17 protein-coding genes are annotated in these 17,900 nt (G+C 52.9%); 8 read left to right on the top strand and 9 right to left on the bottom strand.

The window, feature by feature from the left end; translation table 11 throughout:
• Positions 1-40 precede the first annotated feature (40 nt).
• A complete protein-coding gene (locus BOW51_RS01030) occupies positions 41-439 on the bottom strand; it encodes a hypothetical protein (protein ID WP_078476021.1) in 399 nt (132 codons plus the stop codon).
• 167 nt (positions 440-606) lie between these two features.
• Here BOW51_RS01030 and BOW51_RS01035 point away from each other — a divergent pair, with 167 nt between their 5' ends.
• Positions 607-1,248 carry a DUF6639 family protein gene (locus BOW51_RS01035; RefSeq protein ID WP_167367200.1) on the top strand — a complete coding sequence of 214 codons (642 nt, stop codon included), beginning with the start codon at positions 607-609 and terminating at the stop codon, positions 1,246-1,248.
• Between the two features lie 138 nt (positions 1,249-1,386).
• Here the strand turns inward: BOW51_RS01035 and BOW51_RS01040 are convergent, their stop codons facing one another.
• The 5 genes from BOW51_RS01040 to BOW51_RS01060 all read right to left on the bottom strand — a co-directional run bounded on the left by BOW51_RS01040 (position 1,387) and on the right by BOW51_RS01060 (position 5,943).
• Positions 1,387-1,644, bottom strand: a complete 258-nt coding sequence (locus tag BOW51_RS01040) for a hypothetical protein (protein WP_078476023.1) — start codon at positions 1,642-1,644, stop codon at positions 1,387-1,389.
• Between the two features lie 80 nt (positions 1,645-1,724).
• A complete protein-coding gene (locus BOW51_RS01045; protein ID WP_078476024.1) occupies positions 1,725-2,924 on the bottom strand; it encodes an ABC transporter permease in 1,200 nt (399 codons plus the stop codon).
• A 1-nt stretch (position 2,925) separates the two neighbouring features.
• Positions 2,926-4,131, bottom strand: a complete 1,206-nt coding sequence (locus BOW51_RS01050; protein ID WP_078476025.1) for an ABC transporter permease — start codon at positions 4,129-4,131, stop codon at positions 2,926-2,928.
• 1 nt (position 4,132) lies between these two features.
• Entirely contained in the window at positions 4,133-4,804 is a 672-nt protein-coding gene (locus BOW51_RS01055; protein ID WP_078476026.1) for an ABC transporter ATP-binding protein, read from the bottom strand.
• A complete protein-coding gene (locus BOW51_RS01060) occupies positions 4,801-5,943 on the bottom strand; it encodes an efflux RND transporter periplasmic adaptor subunit (RefSeq protein ID WP_078476027.1) in 1,143 nt (380 codons plus the stop codon). Before BOW51_RS01060 ends, BOW51_RS01055 begins: the two co-directional genes overlap by 4 nt.
• A 132-nt stretch (positions 5,944-6,075) precedes the next feature.
• Between BOW51_RS01060 and folD the strand changes: the two genes are divergently transcribed.
• The 7 genes from folD (at position 6,076) to BOW51_RS01095 (ending at position 14,801) form a co-directional block, all read left to right on the top strand.
• Positions 6,076-6,927, top strand: a complete 852-nt coding sequence (gene folD / locus BOW51_RS01065; RefSeq protein ID WP_078476028.1) for a bifunctional methylenetetrahydrofolate dehydrogenase/methenyltetrahydrofolate cyclohydrolase FolD — start codon at positions 6,076-6,078, stop codon at positions 6,925-6,927.
• Between the two features lie 46 nt (positions 6,928-6,973).
• Positions 6,974-8,641 carry an energy-dependent translational throttle protein EttA gene (gene ettA / locus BOW51_RS01070; protein ID WP_078476029.1) on the top strand — a complete coding sequence of 556 codons (1,668 nt, stop codon included), beginning with the start codon at positions 6,974-6,976 and terminating at the stop codon, positions 8,639-8,641.
• A gap of 3 nt (positions 8,642-8,644) precedes the next feature.
• Positions 8,645-9,493 carry an ATP-binding protein gene (locus BOW51_RS01075; RefSeq protein ID WP_078476030.1) on the top strand — a complete coding sequence of 283 codons (849 nt, stop codon included), beginning with the start codon at positions 8,645-8,647 and terminating at the stop codon, positions 9,491-9,493.
• A gap of 18 nt (positions 9,494-9,511) precedes the next feature.
• Positions 9,512-12,976, top strand: coding sequence for a transcription-repair coupling factor (gene mfd / locus BOW51_RS01080; RefSeq protein ID WP_078476031.1), 3,465 nt, complete (start codon positions 9,512-9,514; stop codon positions 12,974-12,976).
• A 77-nt stretch (positions 12,977-13,053) separates the two neighbouring features.
• Positions 13,054-13,590 carry a hypothetical protein gene (locus BOW51_RS01085; protein WP_135567990.1) on the top strand — a complete coding sequence of 179 codons (537 nt, stop codon included), beginning with the start codon at positions 13,054-13,056 and terminating at the stop codon, positions 13,588-13,590.
• A 117-nt stretch (positions 13,591-13,707) separates the two neighbouring features.
• Entirely contained in the window at positions 13,708-14,262 is a 555-nt protein-coding gene (gene rrtA / locus BOW51_RS01090; RefSeq protein WP_078476033.1) for a rhombosortase, read from the top strand.
• A gap of 107 nt (positions 14,263-14,369) precedes the next feature.
• Positions 14,370-14,801: a DUF805 domain-containing protein gene (locus tag BOW51_RS01095; RefSeq protein ID WP_167367201.1), complete on the top strand. Its 432-nt coding sequence runs from the start codon at positions 14,370-14,372 to the stop codon at positions 14,799-14,801.
• 105 nt (positions 14,802-14,906) lie between these two features.
• Here BOW51_RS01095 and BOW51_RS01100 read toward each other — a convergent pair whose 3' ends face one another.
• From BOW51_RS01100 to BOW51_RS01110, 3 genes are all read right to left on the bottom strand, one after another.
• Positions 14,907-16,877: a vWA domain-containing protein gene (locus BOW51_RS01100; protein ID WP_078476035.1), complete on the bottom strand. Its 1,971-nt coding sequence runs from the start codon at positions 16,875-16,877 to the stop codon at positions 14,907-14,909.
• Positions 16,874-17,410, bottom strand: a complete 537-nt coding sequence (locus tag BOW51_RS01105) for an RNA polymerase sigma factor (RefSeq protein ID WP_078476036.1) — start codon at positions 17,408-17,410, stop codon at positions 16,874-16,876. Before BOW51_RS01105 ends, BOW51_RS01100 begins: the two co-directional genes overlap by 4 nt.
• A gap of 218 nt (positions 17,411-17,628) precedes the next feature.
• On the bottom strand, positions 17,629-17,900 hold a 272-nt coding region (locus BOW51_RS01110), incomplete at its 5' end, for an ATP-binding cassette domain-containing protein (protein WP_503167657.1).

Below are 17,900 nucleotides of genomic sequence, written 5' to 3' on the forward strand. Positions count from 1 at the left end.
TTTCCTTTGGCGCTGGCGCACGTCAGAAAAACAGTCTCGCCTAGTGGCTACCGGGGACTACGCGCCTTCGATTCTCTCTCCTTGGCGCGCAGCGAATGCTGTAGAACCAACCATCCGGCTCGCTGTTCTTGTAGGATGCGGTAGAGCGCTTTTTGCCATTGATATAATACTCGACCGACAGCCTATCCTTCTTGAGACAGAGTTGCAGGCCATGTTTCTTGCGATCCACCTTGGTGTAATTCCAGCCATCTTCCAGCCCCTCGGTTGAAACCGGCACGGCAAACTCATATTTCCTGCCTTTCATTCCATGCGGGCCTGTCACCTCGGTCTCCGACGAAAGAACAAATACACCTGCACCGGCATCGACAGCATCGGTTTCTGCTGCACTCACTCCGTGCATCAGAACGAAAATAGCAAGGAAAGATAGAATATATTTCATGAAATGTTCCAGGTAACAAAATAATCAGAGGCACTCAAAATTACAGTCAAGGGACTGGCAGGTCTACAGCAGATATCCAGAGGACGTATAATATATAAAGAAGCCATATTTGCTGGAGGGATTTTCTAATTGTGTCGGTTCTAAAGCACATTTCAGGATTAATTCTCGTGTTGTCTTGTTTGAGCGCCATCGCAGAAGAGCCTCTCGTGTGCCCGAACGCAAATGCAACTGTCTCGGGAATGAACAAGACAGATTTCATCATGGTGTGTGATGCAGTCACTGATACTGCCAAATTGATGAGCAGTCTCGGTTTCAATACATCGGCACATCTTGAGATTGAAATTCTGGATGACGCCTCCCGGTCACTGCATCCGATACCGATTATTGGCCTGTTCAATACTAAGGTCAGGCGTGTAGAAATAGTCGACTATGCCACACATCTCGCTGGAACCAGATTGGGACGCCCATTTGGACTCAATCCAAGCAGGGAACTCCATTTTAGCTTCATAGCGCATGAAGTCAGTCACGCATATACACATGAAAACACCAGGTTCACCAGGCTATTAACTGTGGCACACGAATATATTGCTTATGTCGTCCAGTTTTCAGTAATGTCTGCAGAACTAAGAAAATCCATCCTGGAGCGCATCGATGTTCCTGCATTTAATAACGATGAAGAAATCAGCGAGGTCTATCTCAACCTGCACCCGAGTTACTTTGCGGTGAAAAGCTGGCGACACTATATCAAGCCGGAAAACGGCAAAACATACATCAATGCGATACTGAACGGTGAGCAGTTGTGTGAATAAAAAGACCGGGCTGCAGGGTAATTCTTAGGAAATCCTGTACAGCTACAAGCGCCTCAGGCCGATATTTCCGAGGCGAGGTCTTGTAACGATCACCCCGCCCTTCTCCTCGTCCTTCTGAATGCAGATGGTTGCCCCATCTTATGGACGCTTGCCGGCAAACTCACAATAGACCCTCTCTCCATTGACCTCCATGAAACCGGCACCACCGACATAACCATTCTCCTTGAGTATCTTGATCACCTGTGACTGGCTCATGATCTCATCCTCGTTGAGGGAAGATTTGAAGTCAGCACTGCTATTGGCTTCTGCGCTGGATGCTTGCTCCCCGGAAGTATCAAATGGATTGCTTTGGCAGGCAGCCAGCAGCAGGAAAGAAATCAGCAACAGCAAACGCATCTGGTCATCTCCAGGTAAATGGAAACGCGGCCCGGGAACTCCAATCGCCCCGGGGCGGGCCTCCTACATATCATTTGATCCTATTCTGCACGCAGTGCTTCAACAGGATCAAGGCTTGCTGCCCTGCGAGCAGGCGCAACACCTGCAATCACTCCGATTGCCACCGCCATCAACTCGGCCAGCAGAACAAAATACCAGGGCGTATGCACCGGCAATGCAGGTATCGCAAGACCCAGCAGTGCAGCTCCACCGGCACCAATTACAAGACCGGCGAATCCACCTGTTGCAGAAAGCAGCACTGCCTCGCCCAGGAACAAGCCAAGCACCTGTCTGCGACGCGTGCCCAGTGCACGCAGCAGCCCGATTTCATGTGTTCGTTCATTAACGGCTATCGACATAATGGTGAGGATACCAACACCACCGACAAGCAGGGAAATACCGCCCAAGGCACCAACCGCGAGTGTCAGGATATCGAGAATTGAACCGAGTGTTTCGAGCATCTCCTCCTGCGTGATGATGGTGAAATCCTCGTAACCATGGCGCGCCTGCATGAGACGTGATATCTGCTCTTCGAGCTGGTCCACGTTCGCCGTTGAGCGATACAGCAGATCAATCTCCATAACACCCTCCCGATTGAACATCTCCAGCGCCCTGCCGGCAGGTATAAAAAGGGTGTCATCAAGGTCAAAACCGAGCATGGTGCCTTTCGACTCCATCACGCCGATCACCCGAAAACGCTCACCGGCGATACGCACGATCTCTCCGAGGGGGCTACGGCTGCCAAACAACTCATCAGCCATCTTGCTTCCGAGCACCGCAAAGGCACGTGCATTTCGCGGGTCATCATCCGGCAGAAAGCGCCCAATCTCGACATCCATCTGCCATACGGCGGGTACCGCGTGTCCTGCGCCAATAATCATGGTACGCCGACTGCGCTTGCCGAACTCGACTTCAGCATTACCTTGCACCACCGAAACCACGGCCTCAACATCGGCAACACGTTTGAGGGCCTCGGCATCTTCCATGGTTAGCGGGCGCACTGTATTGATGACAGCCCCCGACATACCAAAAGTTGTATTTTTCCCGGGTGTCACGGCAAGAATATTGGTGCCGAACTGGCTGAACTCGGCAAGCACGAAACGATGCACACCCTCGCCGATCGATGTCAGCAGCACCACCGCGGCAACGCCGACTGCAATACCCAAAGCAGTAAGAAAACTGCGCAGGTGTTGTGAAAAAACAGAACCGAGCGTAAGGCGAATAAAGTCTGTTGCCTGCATGTCAGTGCCTCATCAACGCATCAACCGGATCCAGTCGTGCAGCACGCCGTGCAGGCATGATACCGAACACCAGGCCGGTGACGATGGCAACAATCAGTGCGCTCACATAGGCCCACAGGGGAGTCGTCAGCGGAAATGTCGGAAACAACCCATCAAGTGCAGAGACACCTGCAAAAGAGATCAAAATTCCACTGACTGCACCAATAACAGAAAGTAATGCAGCCTCGGAGAGGAACAGGATGAGTATCTGCCGTCTTGAGCCACCCAGCGCCTTGAGCAGACCGATCTCGGAAGTACGCTGCGATACGGAGACAAGCATCACGTTCATAATCAGCACACCGGCTACGGCAAGACTGATAGCGGCAATACCAACCACGGTATAGGTTAAGGCCTTGAGGATACGATCGAATGTACCGAGGATTGCGTCCTGCGTGATGACAGTGACATCATCCTCGCCATCGTGACGCTCGCGCAAGATACGTATGACATCCTCTTTTGCTGACGGGATGGTTTCACGCTGGGTTGCCTGCACCATGATTCGAAACAGTGACTCGGTATTAAACAATGCCTGCGCGGAAGCGACTGGAATAAAAACGGCGTCCCCCATCTCCATACCGAGTGACTGACCTTCATCGCCCAGTATACCGATCACCCTGTAGCGGTAACTGCTGATGCGCACGGATTGCCCTAGTGCGCGCTCACCGCCAAACAGCTCCTGTCTGATTGTTTCACCAATTACGCATACAGCATCACCCCGCTTGATATCCGCGCTTGGCAAAAATCGCCCCTGGCTGATGGCAATCTCGCGAATCTCGCCATAATCCACGGTCGTCCCGATGATAGTCGCCTCGCGTTCGAGACTGCGGAATGATATCGGCGCCGATCCAACGACAATGGGAGCCACCCTGCTTACCGATGAGCCACGCAGCAATGCATTTGAATCATCAAGGATCAGGTCACGTGGCACAGCACCCAGAAGCGGAGGAGCTCCGCCGGTTGTTTCAGAGCGCCCGGGCAGGACAATCAGGAGATGCGTACCAAGTGCCGAGAACTGGTTGATCACGTAGAGGCGCGCCGCTTCTCCGAGGGTGCTGAGCATGACAACCGAGGCAACACCGATCGACATCGCCAGCAGAAGCAAAAAAGCGCGTACAGGTGAACCGCTGACGTTACTGAAACCATAGCGGACTGTATCACCGACTCTCATCTCAGCGTACGTCCTTGCTGATGCTGCCGTCGACCATGCGAATCCTGCGTGCAGCTCGCTCGCCGATATCCATATCGTGGGTAACGACGATAAGAATAATTCCCTGCTTGTTGAGTGCTTCCAGCACCTCGATGACGGATTCACCCGATATATGGTCAAGGTTGCCGGTTGGCTCGTCTGCAAGCAGTATCGTCGGCTGCATGATGGTCGCACGTGCAATAGCGACACGCTGACGCTGTCCACCTGAGAGCTGATCAGGGCGATGTTCGGCGCGATCAAGGAGATCGACATTATCCAGTGCCTGTTCAACAATGACATGGCGCTCTTTTGGCGCCATGCCCGATAGCATCAGGGGCAAAGCGACATTCTCGGCCGCGGTGAGGCGTGGTACCAGGTGATAGGACTGGAACACGAAACCGATCCTGTGACGCCTGGTGTCAGCCTGTTCATTGTCACCCATGCTGGTGGTATCGATACCGTCAAGCCGGTAAGTACCGGACGTCGGCCTATCCAGCAAACCGAGGATATTGAGCAGCGTTGACTTGCCTGAGCCGGACGGGCCCATGATAGAGAGATATTCACCCTTATCAATCGTCAGGGTGACATGCTTTAGCGCATGAACCTCTTCATCGCCAACCTGGAAGACACGCTCAATTGAATCGAGTTCTATCATTTGCCTGTTTCACGCACTGCCTCGGCGCCATCCTCGACACCTTCCTTACCGACGGAAGTCACCACCAGGTCACCCTCTTCAAGGCCTGACAGCACCTCGGTGTAATCCCAGTTTTCCATACCGGTTTCTATGTCACGCTGTTCAATCAGGCCTGAAGATTCATTCAGCAGGTAGACCCGCTTGCCCTCGATAACAGCCTCGGTAGGAATCCGCAGCACATTCTCGTGTACATCGAGGATAATCTCGACATCTGCACTGTAGCCGGCGAGCACACACTTGAGTACTTTCGGATTATCAAATTCAACCTCGACATCAACAGTGCGCGCCTGCTTTTCAAGATCAATAACATAGGAACCAACCCGCCTTACTTTCGATGCAAACTCACGTTCACCGTAGGCATCCAGCATCACCCTTGCCGGCAAGCCGGGACGCACGCGTGCGACATCAACCTCATCGATGGGAGCCGAGATATAAAAACAGCTGTTATCAACCAGGTCGATTACCGGTGGTGTCGCAATACCGGGAGGTGAAGGCGTAACAAACTCGTTAAGCTCACCATTGAGTTCAGCAATGGTGCCTTTGAAAGGGGCATAAAGGCGGGTTTTTTCGAGCTGTGCCTCGGCAAGCTCGATACTGGTTTCGCTCACATCGAGCTGTAACTGTGAAGCAGAGCATTCAGCAGCCATTGCACTGGCCTGTGTTCTGACCTTGTCGAGTTGCTCATCCGAGGCTGCACCCGAATCCTTGAGACGATGCAGACGATCCGACTCACGCTGGGCCACATCCGCATTCAGACAACTCGCCTCGGCACGCGCCTTTGCGGCTTTCAACTCGCGCTTGCTAAAGTCAACCTGTGCAACCAGGTCACGATTCCACAGCTCCAGCAGCAGTGCACCTTCCTCAACCTCGTCGCCCTCCCTGACATTGAGTACCGCGATCTGGCCGCCGATACTGGGGGAGAGATGGGCGCGCAGGCACGCCTTGACGGTGCCAGCACGAGTATTGGCAACGGTCGATTCCACCATTCCGGGCGCTGTCTGCACGACCGTGACGACCACCGGCTCGCTCTTGCCGAGAAAGAAAAACAGCAACAGAGCCAGTACAACGGCGGCGGCAATAACCTGGTAACGAAAACGCATACATTCTCTCCACGTAGGTTCTAAACCCATTATTCTCCAAATAACCACCTGATTCCAGAAATAACTACCTGATTCCAGAGCCGATTCGCTGTATTATATGCGCCCTGTTCAGCAAACCATGACGACAGCCAGATGACAGCACAGATTCTAGATGGAAAAGCGATTTCAGCCGAGATCAAGGCGCAACTGAAAACAGAGGTAGACCAGCTTCTGGAAGCTGGTAAACGGCGCCCGGGCCTGGCTGTAATCCTGGTCGGCGAAAATCCTGCCTCGCAGGTCTATGTACGTAATAAACGTAACTCCTGTGAACAGGCCGGTTTCCTCTCCGAACTAATCGAACTGCCTGCCTCGACCACCCAGCAGGAGCTGCTCGAGCGTATCGACATTCTCAACAAAGATGACGCCATTGACGGCATCCTGGTACAGCTGCCGCTACCCGATCATATCGATGAAAATGCAGTCATCGAGGAGATTGATATCAGCAAGGATGTCGACGGCTTTCATCCCTATAATGTCGGTCGCCTGACACTGCGCATGCCGAACCTGCGCCCATGCACACCCAAGGGTGTCATGACGCTGCTCGAGCGCACCGGACACAAACTCTCAGGTCTCGATGCCGTCATTATCGGACAGTCGAATATCGTCGGCCGTCCGATGGCGCTGGAACTGCTTGCCGCACGCTGCACCATCACCGTATGCCACAGCCGCACCAAGGACCTCGAAGAAAAAATCAGGAACGCTGATGTTATCGTCGCGGCAGTCGGCATTGCCAACTTTGTCAAGGGCGAGTGGATCAAGGAAGGCGCACTGGTGATTGATGTCGGCATTAACCGCCTCGACAACGGCTCCCTGTGCGGTGACGTCGATTTTGAATCGGCAAAAGAGAAGGCCTCCGGGATCACACCAGTGCCCGGCGGTGTCGGCCCGATGACCGTGGCAACACTGCTCGAAAACACTTTCCAGGCATACCTCAATCGGGTCTGAAGACAAAAGACCAAAGACTAACGACTACAGACCAACGACAAGAAACATGGCGCAATATATCTACACAATGAACCGGGTCAGCAAGATTGTCCCGCCCAAGCGGGTCATCCTGCGTGACATCTCCCTCTCCTTCTTCCCTGGCGCCAAGATCGGCGTACTCGGCCTTAACGGCTCGGGTAAATCAACCCTGCTGCGCATCATGGCGGGACTTGATACCGAAATCGAAGGTGAAGCGCGCCCCCAGGCTGGCATCAATGTCGGTTACCTGCCGCAGGAACCACAACTCGATCCGGACAAGGACGTGCGTGGCAATATCGAAATGGCGCTCGGCAACGTTAAGGACGCGATGGAAGAGCTCGAAAAAGTCTATGCCGCCTACGCCGAACCGGATGCCGATTTCGATGCCCTCGCAAAGAAACAGGCGGAACTGGAAAATATCGTACAGGCAGCAGATGGCCACGGCATGGATCGACAGATGGAGATTGCCGCCGATGCTCTGCGCCTGCCACCATGGGATGCCGATGTCACCAAGCTCTCCGGTGGTGAAAAACGCCGTGTCGCACTGTGCAAACTGCTGCTCTCCAAGCCCGATATGCTGCTGCTCGACGAACCAACCAACCATCTCGACGCCGAGTCAGTCGCATGGCTTGAACGTTTTCTGCATGACTACCAGGGCACAGTCGTGGCCGTAACCCATGACCGTTACTTCCTCGATAATGTTGCCGGCTGGATTCTCGAACTCGACCGCGGCCACGGTATTCCGTGGGAAGGCAACTACTCCTCATGGCTGGAACAGAAAGAAGCCCGACTCGAACTGGAAGAGAAAACCGAGGCTGCTCGCGCCAAGGCGATGAAAAAAGAGCTTGAATGGGTGCGCACCAATCCCAGGGGGCGGCATGCCAAGAGCAAGGCCCGCCTGCAGCGTTTCGATGAACTGCAGTCGCAGGAGTTCCAGTCACGCAACGAGACCAACGAAATCTATATCCCGCCGGGTGAACGCCTCGGTGAACTGGTCATCGAAGCCAAGGGAATCAGCAAGAGCTACGGTGACAAGCTGCTCTACGAGGATCTGAGTTTCAACCTGCCACAAGGTGGCATCGTCGGCATCATCGGTCCCAACGGTGCAGGTAAAACTACCCTCTTCCGCATCATGACAGGTGAAGAACAGACGGATGGCGGTGAACTGCGTGTCGGTGACACTGTCCAGATTGCGGCAGTCGACCAGCGCCGCGATGCGCTCAACGATTCGAAAACCGTGTGGGAAGAGATTTCCGATAGCTCCGACATGATCACTGTCGGCAAGTTTCAGATGCCGTCACGTGCCTATGCCAGTCGCTTCAACTTCCGCGGTAACGATCAGCAGAAACGCATTGGCGACCTATCGGGTGGTGAACGCAACCGTGTGCACTTGGCCAAGCTACTCAAATCCGGCTGCAACCTGCTGTTGCTCGACGAACCAACCAACGACCTCGACGTCGAGACCCTGCGTGCTCTCGAGGAAGCGATACTCGCCTTTCCCGGCAGTGCCGTCATCATCTCGCATGACCGCTGGTTCCTCGATCGTGTAGCGACCCATATTCTCGCCTTCGAGGGCGACAGCAAGGTGGTCTGGTTCGAGGGCAACTATGCCGACTACGAGGCCGACCGCAAGCGCCGCCTCGGTGATGAAGCCGACCAGCCACATCGTCTCAAGTACAAGCCGCTCGAACGCTAGGCAATGAGTGACAAGCTCGATCAATTCCTGAAACGCGCCGAGGGCATGCTGGAACGCCTTGAACAGGTGTTGCCTGAAGCGCAGCAGGAGATCGACTGGTCAGCACCTGCACAGCGCTGGCAGCACGATGGTAGCCGAGGCAGGCTCGAGGCGATCCATTCGCCACGCACCCTGAGTCTCGACGACCTGCTGTGCATTGATCGTCAGAAGAGCGAACTGCTGCGCAATACGCAAAACTTCGTCAATGGTAAGGCTGCAAACAATGCCCTGCTGTGGGGCTCGCGCGGCACAGGCAAATCCTCACTGGTCAAGGCACTGCTGCCGGAGTTCAGGGAACAGGGACTGCGCCTGCTGGAGGTCGACAAGGATCACCTGGTTGAACTGCCACGCATACTTGAATTAATCAACGCACGCGACGAACACTTCATCATCTTCAGTGACGATCTGTCATTCGAAGCGCAGGAGTCGAGTTACAAACCACTCAAGGCAGCCCTGGATGGTTCACTTGCCGGTTTGCCCGAGAATATTCTCATCTATGCAACCTCCAACCGTCGCCACCTGCTGCCCGAGTACCAGTCGGAGAACCAGCACAGCAAGATTGTCGATGAAGAGCTGCATCTTGCCGAGAGTCTCGAAGAGAAAATCTCCCTGTCAGAGCGCTTTGGCTTATGGCTCTCGTTTCGCCCTTTCAGCCAGGATAACTATCTTGATGCTGTCGCTCACTGGCTGCAGGCCTATGGATCTGAACTGAATGATGAGTCACGCCGTGAAGCTCTGCGCTTCGCCCTTCAGCGCGGTTCACGCAGCGGTCGCGTCGCGCGCCAGTTCGCCATCGATTTCAGCAACCGCTGATTCTGTCTTGCGCTTCTCATGACCCAGGATTCAGGTAACACTCTCGATCAGTTGACGCTACCGCAACGGCCAGGTGAACGTATCCTGCTGGGTGCTGTTCGTGGCTGCATGACGGCCATGCTGGTGGCTTTTGCCACCCGGCAACATGATGGACTTGTCATAGCGGTTACTGATGATATTCAGCAGGCCAATCGCCTCGAACAGGACATCCGCTTTTTTTGCGATGCCGGTCTGACGGTCACTCTCTTTCCGGATCGCGAAACTCTACCCTACGATGTTTTTTCGCCGCTTCCCGAGTTGATTTCGCAGCGTCTCAAGAGCCTGCACCAGATGCCGGACATGCAACGAGGCATTATTATCCTGCCGATCAACACCCTGATGCAGCGACTGCCGCCGCCGTCCTATGTTCAGCAAAACACACTGTTTCTGAAGAATGGCCAGCAGGTCGATTTTGAGGCCTTGCGCAGAAACCTTGAGCAGAGTGGCTACCGCTATGTCTCGCAGGTGATGGAACACGGCGAGTTCTCCGTGCGCGGCTCCCTGATTGATCTCTTTCCGATGGGTTCCAGTGCGCCATACCGTATCGACCTGTTTGATGATGAAATTGATTCGATTAGGACTTTCGACCCCGAGACGCAGAGAACGCGTGACAAGGTCGATGCGATCAGCATGCTTCCGGCGCGTGAGTTCCCCACTGATGAGAAGGCGATCGAGGGATTCAGACAGCGCTATCGCGAAACCATTGAACAGGATTTCAATTCCAGCCTGATCTATCGTGAAGTGAGCGAGGGGCGCTTTCCCGGTGGCATCGATTACTACATGCCGCTGTTCTTTGAAGATAGCGCTACCCTGTTCGACTATTTGCCGGACAAGAGCCTGATGCTGTTGCAATCGGACTTTCGTGATGCAGCTGCCAATTTCGACGCCACCGTCAGCGACCGCTACGAACAACGCCGCCATGATATTGAACGCCCTATCCTGCCACCACGCAGCCTGTTTCTTGATGACGATGAACTCGCCAATCGATTAAAACAGTATGCCTCCGTGTTGTGGCAGTCACGCAAGGCAGACAGCGGCAGCAAGGGCATCGGCAGCTTCGACAATTTCACCAGCCGTACCCTGCCGCCACTTGGCCTCAATGCGCGAGCCTCCCGACCCGCCGGCCTGCTACAGGATTTTCTCGGCAGCTTCAACGGACGCGTTCTCTTCACCGCCGAGTCAGCCGGACGCCGCGAGCAGCTCTCGGAGACACTTGCAGCCTTTTCAATCCACCCGCAGCGTGTCGATAACTGGGATGACTTTACTGCCTCAGAAGCTGATCTTGCCCTGACAATCGCCCCGCTCGAACAAGGCATCGTCACTGATGACACAGCCATTGTTCCCGAGACGGCCCTGCTGGGTGAACGAGTACGTCAGCCGGGACGAAAAAAGAGCAAAAGCGACTCTGACCAGATCATTCGCAACCTCACAGAACTGCACGAGGGCGCGCCAGTGGTACACGAAGATCACGGTATCGGGCGCTTCATGGGTCTGCAGACAATCGATGTCGGCGGTGAACAGCAGGAGTTTCTCGCACTTCAGTATTCCGGTAAGGACAAGCTCTACGTGCCGGTTGCCGCGCTGCACCTTATCAGCCGCTATAGTGGTGCATCACCCGAGAATGCACCGCTGCACAAACTTGGCACCGATACCTGGGAGAAGGCGAAACGCAAGGCTGCGCAGAAGGCGCATGACGTTGCCGCAGAACTGCTCGACATCTACGCACGGCGCGAGGCAAGCCGTGGCGTCAAGTATCCGCATCCGGGAGATGAGTATACCGCCTTCGCAGCCGCTTTCGAATTCGAGACGACACCTGACCAGCAGTCGGCGATCGACGCCATACTGGAAGACATGGAATCACCGCGACCAATGGACCGCGTGGTGTGCGGTGACGTCGGTTTCGGTAAGACCGAGGTCGCCATGCGCGCCGCCTTCCATGCTGCCATCAATGGCAAGCAGGTTGCAGTACTTGTACCCACTACCCTGCTCGCACAGCAGCATTTCACCAACTTTGTCGATCGTTTTGCCGATTGGCCGCTCGAGGTGGAGGGGCTCTCGCGCTTCCGTACTGCCAAGGAGCAGAAAGCCGTACTCGCAGGACTTGAAGAGGGCTCTGTCGATATCGTTGTCGGCACACATGCTATTCTCAAAACCGGTATCAAGTTCAAGAACCTGGGGCTCGTCATTATCGATGAGGAGCACCGCTTCGGCGTACGCCACAAGGAGCGTCTCAAGTCGCTGCGCGCAGAGGTCGACATGCTAACGCTGACGGCAACGCCGATACCACGAACACTCAACATGGCAATGTCGAGTCTGCGCGATCTTTCGATCATCGCTACTCCGCCGGTTGAGCGTCATCCGATCAAGACTTTCATCAGCCAATGGAATGACAACCTGATACAGGAAGCGATTCGGCGTGAAACCGGCCGTGGTGGTCAGCTCTATTTCCTGCATAACGAGGTCAGCACCATAGACAACATGGCGCAGAAGATTGAAGCGCTGGTACCAGAGGTGAAAGTCGATGTCGCTCACGGCCAGATGCGTGAACGTGATCTCGAACGTGTCATGCGGGATTTCTACCACCAGCGTTTTCAGATACTGGTGTGCACGACAATTGTTGAATCCGGTATCGATGTGCACACGGCCAATACGATTATTATCAACCGCGCGGATAAACTCGGCCTGGCACAGCTGCATCAGCTGCGTGGTCGTGTCGGGCGCTCGCACCACCGCGCCTACGCCTACCTGCTGGCACCGCCGCAGAAATCAATGACGGCTGATGCAAAAAAACGCCTCGAGGCGATTGAGTCCCTCGAAGACCTGGGTGCCGGTTTCACCCTGGCTACCCATGACCTCGAGATTCGCGGCGCAGGAGAACTGCTGGGTGACGAACAGAGCGGACAGATTGCAGAAGTGGGTTACGCTCTCTACACCGAACTGCTCGAACGCGCTGTCAAGGCGATCCGCAAGGGTGAACAGCCAGAGCTCGATCGACCGCTCGATCATGGTGCAGAAATTGACCTCGGTCTGCCGGCACTGATACCAGCAGACTATCTGCCGGACGTACACGTGCGCCTGGTACAATACAAGCGGATTGCCAGCGCCGAATCAACCGAGGAGCTGCGTGAACTCCAGGTCGAGATGATTGACCGCTTCGGACTCTTGCCGGATTCGTTGAACAATCTCTTCGCTGCCACGCGCCTCAAACTGCGTATCCAGGCAATGGGTATCAGAAAACTGGATGCCAGTGCTTCGGGGGCACGCATCCAGTTTGATGAGAATCCAAGCATCGATTTTGCCCATATCATCAGGCTGATCCAGACAGAACCCGACAGGTTCAAACTGGAGGGACAGGACAAACTGCGCTTCAGCGCCGATTTTGACGATCCGGCTACCCGTGTCGACAAGCTGGAATCAATGCTGGTACGGCTGCAAAACAGGTAAAAAACATACCATTCGTATATGCCCCGTTCGGGGAAAAAATATATACTATGCAGTTAGATTCAAAGATAGGTTATTTCGTGAAAAATCTTAGTCCCCTACTACTCATTCTCGGCATTGCGCTGTCAGGCTGCAGTGATGATCCAGCCAATATTGAGGCGCCTTACGCGGGTGATATTCAGAATCCTTACACGGGCAAGGTTTCGGTTGCACTGACAAGCGGGCAATCATCCAGTGACCGCATCAAGCTGCGCAATATCTTCCCGAACAAGGAAACCAGGATCATTGCCATAGTACAGCTCGAAAATGCCACGCCAGGTATGAAGGTAACCGGCGAATGGGCACGACTTGGTACACTTCAGCCAAATGCACCTGGCCAGACACCCGAGGGCATTCTTATCGGGAAAGCGGACTTCACCCTGATGGAAGATTCGATCAATCCAGAGACATCTATCGGCTCCGGAAAACTTCAACTGACCTCCACCGATACACTGCCGCCAGACTCTTACCTGTTGCGGGTTTTTATCGACGGCACGTTGGTACGGACATCCGGATTTGTGCTTATTCCCCGGCCAAAACAGAAGGCCGTAAACACACCGCCTGCAGTCAATTACTGACAAGAGCCACTTCTGCCTGGACCAGGAATTTCCACTAAGAAATTCTTCCCGGTAACTCTATACACTACAGAGTTGCCTGCATATACTCGTGATGAATTCTATTAAAAGAGAGCCGTAATGCGTGACAAACTGCTATGGATACTTGCTGCAGCACTGACGCTGTTTATCGCTCTTCAGCTTGTCCATATTTATGAATACGATCTTCGTTACATCGCCTCTGATATCGACAAGGGTGTCCTGTGGCGACTTTTTTCAGGCCATTTCATCCACAGTAACTGGTGGCACCTGGCACTCAATGCAGCCGGACTTGTTGTCTGCCTGTCTATTTTCCGTGATTTGGAGAACCCGGCACTGTTACCGGTTCTTTCGCTGATACTCGCCTTTCTAATCAGCGCAGGGCTCTATTATTTTTATCCCTATATCACCTGGTATCTCGGATTCTCCGGGGTACTGCATGGCCTGTTCGTCATTGGTGCCATACTGGAACTTGGCCTGTTGGGCTGGGCGATACTGCTTATGATGACAGTCAAAGTCGGATGGGAGATAACTGTCGGTCCGATTCCCGGTACCGAGTCAATCACTGGTATACATACCATAGCTGAGGCACATCTGCTTGGAGCCGCATCGGGTCTTGTCGTTGGCTGGATCATCAGGGCCATCAAGAAGATTTGATATCAGCATATACTCCTAACCCATACTTCATTCTTATATAATGAAATAAGTGTATTTATCCGACATCGCTCAATATCAGGGCCATGCAAATAAAAAGGTGGATTCTCATGTTTAATACGCTATTCGGTGATATACGTAACGGGAGACTCAAGCGGCTTCCTTTCCTTCTTCATAGCATTCTCTTGTGGCTGTTAATGCTAGGTACTGTCCTTGCTATAGCTGTTGCTCTCGGTGCAGCAGAGCACATCATCGGCGGTGATCTTCAGCGAGCTCAGGAACAACTTATGAGCAGCTTCGGCGGGGTGGCAATACTGATATTCATCGTCCTTGTCCTGCTCTTCGTATTCGCAAGTGCCAATCTGCACGCCAAGCGTATTCGAGATATTGGTATACCCGGCTGGTGGGGTGTGTTGGCAATTTTCTTGTTCAGCACTGCCATATCCATCCTGTTATCACCTCAAATTGCGAATGGTTTAGGTACGCTTATATGGTTTGTGATTCTCCTGATCCCAAGCGATACAGTAGAAATAACAACCTAGTCAAAATTTGAAATTGACAGGAGAAGTGCCTGAATTGAACTTGACCTGGCAGCGCCGGCTTCAGATAAACCGCTGGCTGTCAGATCAAGCCGAAACTACTACAGGTTACTCGTTCGACTCTTCAAACTCGATGAGTGCAGCCTTTCTGGCCAGGCCAACAAGCTCTGAGCGATAACCATACGGATCTTCACCAAGGTTCTTTTTGGCCATGTCGATGACATCGTTATAATCCCAGTCGACATAACTTCTGCCTCTAAGTACCTGGGCAAACCCGGCCGCTACTGTCGCAAAATTGAACTCCTGTACAAGTGCACCACTCACCTTCTCTCCTGCCATCAATGGCTTGGAAATCAGCAATGATGTGTCACCGTCTGGCTGCTTGTAGCGAATCTTCAGCTGGCCATACTCATCCGACTGCTCTTGCGGTTTGTACTGGCGTCTATTTGCATCATAGTACGGAGTCTCAAGTAATCCGCTGTTCGAGCCTACTGGTGTGATTTCATAGATTGCTGTTACCGTATGACCTGAACCGACATCACCTGCATCGATCTTGTCGTTCTTGAAATCTCCCCTGTTAAGCGACCTCGTCTCGTAACCGATCAGACGATACTCGCTGACAGTTGCCGGGTTGAACTCAACCTGAATCTTGACATCCTTGGCGACTGTAAAGAGAGATGAAGAAGCCTCCTCAACCAGCACCTTGTATGCCTCGCTGAAGGTGTCGATATAGGCTGCGACTCCGTTACCGTTTTGCGCAAGTGACTGCATAATGTCATCACGATAATTACCGTCACCAAAACCGAGTACAGACAAGAACACACCACTCTCGCGCTTTTTCTCAACCAGCTCTTTGAGCTTTTCAGGGTCAGAGATACCCACGTTGAAATCGCCATCGGTCGCCAGAATAATGCGATTGACGGCATCTTTTTTGAACCCGGCTTCAGCAAGATTGTAAGCTAGCTGAATTGCGCTCTCACCTGCCGTCGAACCACCTGCCGACAGCGCCTCAAGTGCTGCCACGATCTTCTGTTTCTCAGCGACAGCTGTTGCCTCAAGGGCGACACCGGTTCCGCCTGCATAGGTCACAATCGAAACGGTATCAGTTGGCTTGAGTTGTCTGAGCAGCAGGCGCAGTGACTTCTTCACCAGCGGCAGTTTATCTTCAGCTGACATCGAGCCCGAAATATCTAGCAGGAAAACCAGGTTTGAATCTGGCTGCTGACCCGCAGGTGCTTCAAAAGCCTTGATACCAATATGCACCAGTTTGTTTCCCTTATTCCAAGGTGAGTCACTGACCCCGACAGATGCCAGGAAAGGCTCTTCGCGATTGTCTGGTACCGGGTACTTATAATCGAAATAGTTGATTATCTCCTCGGTTCTGATGGCATCGTTAACAGGTAAATTCCCACGGTTCAGCATTTTACGAACATAGCTGTAGGAACTGGTATCGACATCAATCGAAAAGGTGGAGAAAGGCTCTTCCGACACGGATTTCACCCGGTTTTCATCAAATTCCTGAAATCGGTCATCATACTCTATGACGTTGAATGTCTCATCCGCTATACCTGCTATTCGAGGTGCTGCCATCCGTTGTTTCTTCGATGCAATGGCAACGTCACGCCGTACCATGGCATCCGACTCGGCAAATGCCAGCTCTCTCTCCTTGCGAATACGTCCCGCTACCTTTGGTGCCATTGGCTTTGATAGCTCCTCGACCTGGGGAACGCCAGTAATCGCCTCCTGGTCAAAGCGTGAAGCGACCAGCGGCGCATCAACTTGTGTTTGCCTGGCTTGCCACGTTGTGACAAAAACCAGGCCAATCAGACCCGCAGTTGCGAATCCACCCATTAACCATCGATTACTTAAATGCATCATGATTCTTCCTATCAGGTTGTTGGTCTCAGCGATAGGACGATTGATCGATCTGTTTCCTTGGGCGTCTTCTGAATTTTTTTGCTCTTCCTGCGCATTTTCAAATGCCTGTATTGCTGCCTGTTTTGCACGCAATTTGGCAACCTCATCAGAAGACACTTTGTCAGTCTGTTCGAACAGTGCTTTCAAATCATGCTCTTTCATGAATTTTGCCCTCCCGATTCCAGAAGATGGAGCCGTTTTCTTACCTCATGAATGCGCCAGGAAACCGTCGATTCACTCACATCAAGTACCCTTGCTGCATCCTGATGGGTGAGCCCTTCACCAATGACCAGCACCACGGCATCGAGGTACCCCTTACCCCAGGTGCCGATCTGTTCCAATACCTGTTTCAGATAGAGTTGCTGCTCAGCAACATCAGAATTGTGACTGGCAGGATTCTGAGCCACATCATTGGTGGACTGGTGATGCCTGCTCTCCTTGCGATGCCAGTCATTGGCGCAATTGACAACAACACGGTAAAGCCAGGTCGAGAAACTTGAATCAAAACGATATTGGGTAATGCTGCGAGCCAACTTGATACAGACTTGCTGTGTGACATCCTCTGCATCCTGCCTGTTCATGACATATTTCATTGCCACGCTGAAAATCAACTCATAAGAAGAATCAAGCACGTCTGAAAATGCATTCGCATCCCCCTGCTGTGCTTTCCTGATTGTTTCTTCAGCGAGTTCCATTCATTTCAGGACGTAAATAGAGATTAGACGTTTGAGGCAACGCTTTCCTTGGAAGATGCTAACAGATATGAAATCTTCCTGACCAGCCTGACAGGTGATACAAGCAATATGTTTATTTCATCCAAAAAGAAACCGCGCAACTGCCTGTCAGGCAATGTTGCGCGGTACTGTATATATCGTAAAACTACTCTTTATAGAGACAGCTATGTTAGAAAATCCTAGATAGCCAGGTACTCGTGACGAAGTTCCTCGTTATCAAGCACTTCCTGTGCAGTACCATCGTAGACCAGCTTACCCATATTAAGGATCAGTGCGCGATCCGCAAGTTTCAACGCGGCAACTGCGTTCTGTTCAACAATGATAGTCGTAATACCCTGCTTCTTGATGCCTTCCACGATACTCGCTATTTCATGCACGATTACCGGTGCAAGACCTTCATAGGGTTCATCCAGTAATAACAAATTAATATCACGGGCAAGCGCACGGGCAA

The sequence above is a fragment of the Solemya elarraichensis gill symbiont genome, assembly GCF_002021095.1.
Classification (GTDB): domain Bacteria; phylum Pseudomonadota; class Gammaproteobacteria; order Chromatiales; family Chromatiaceae.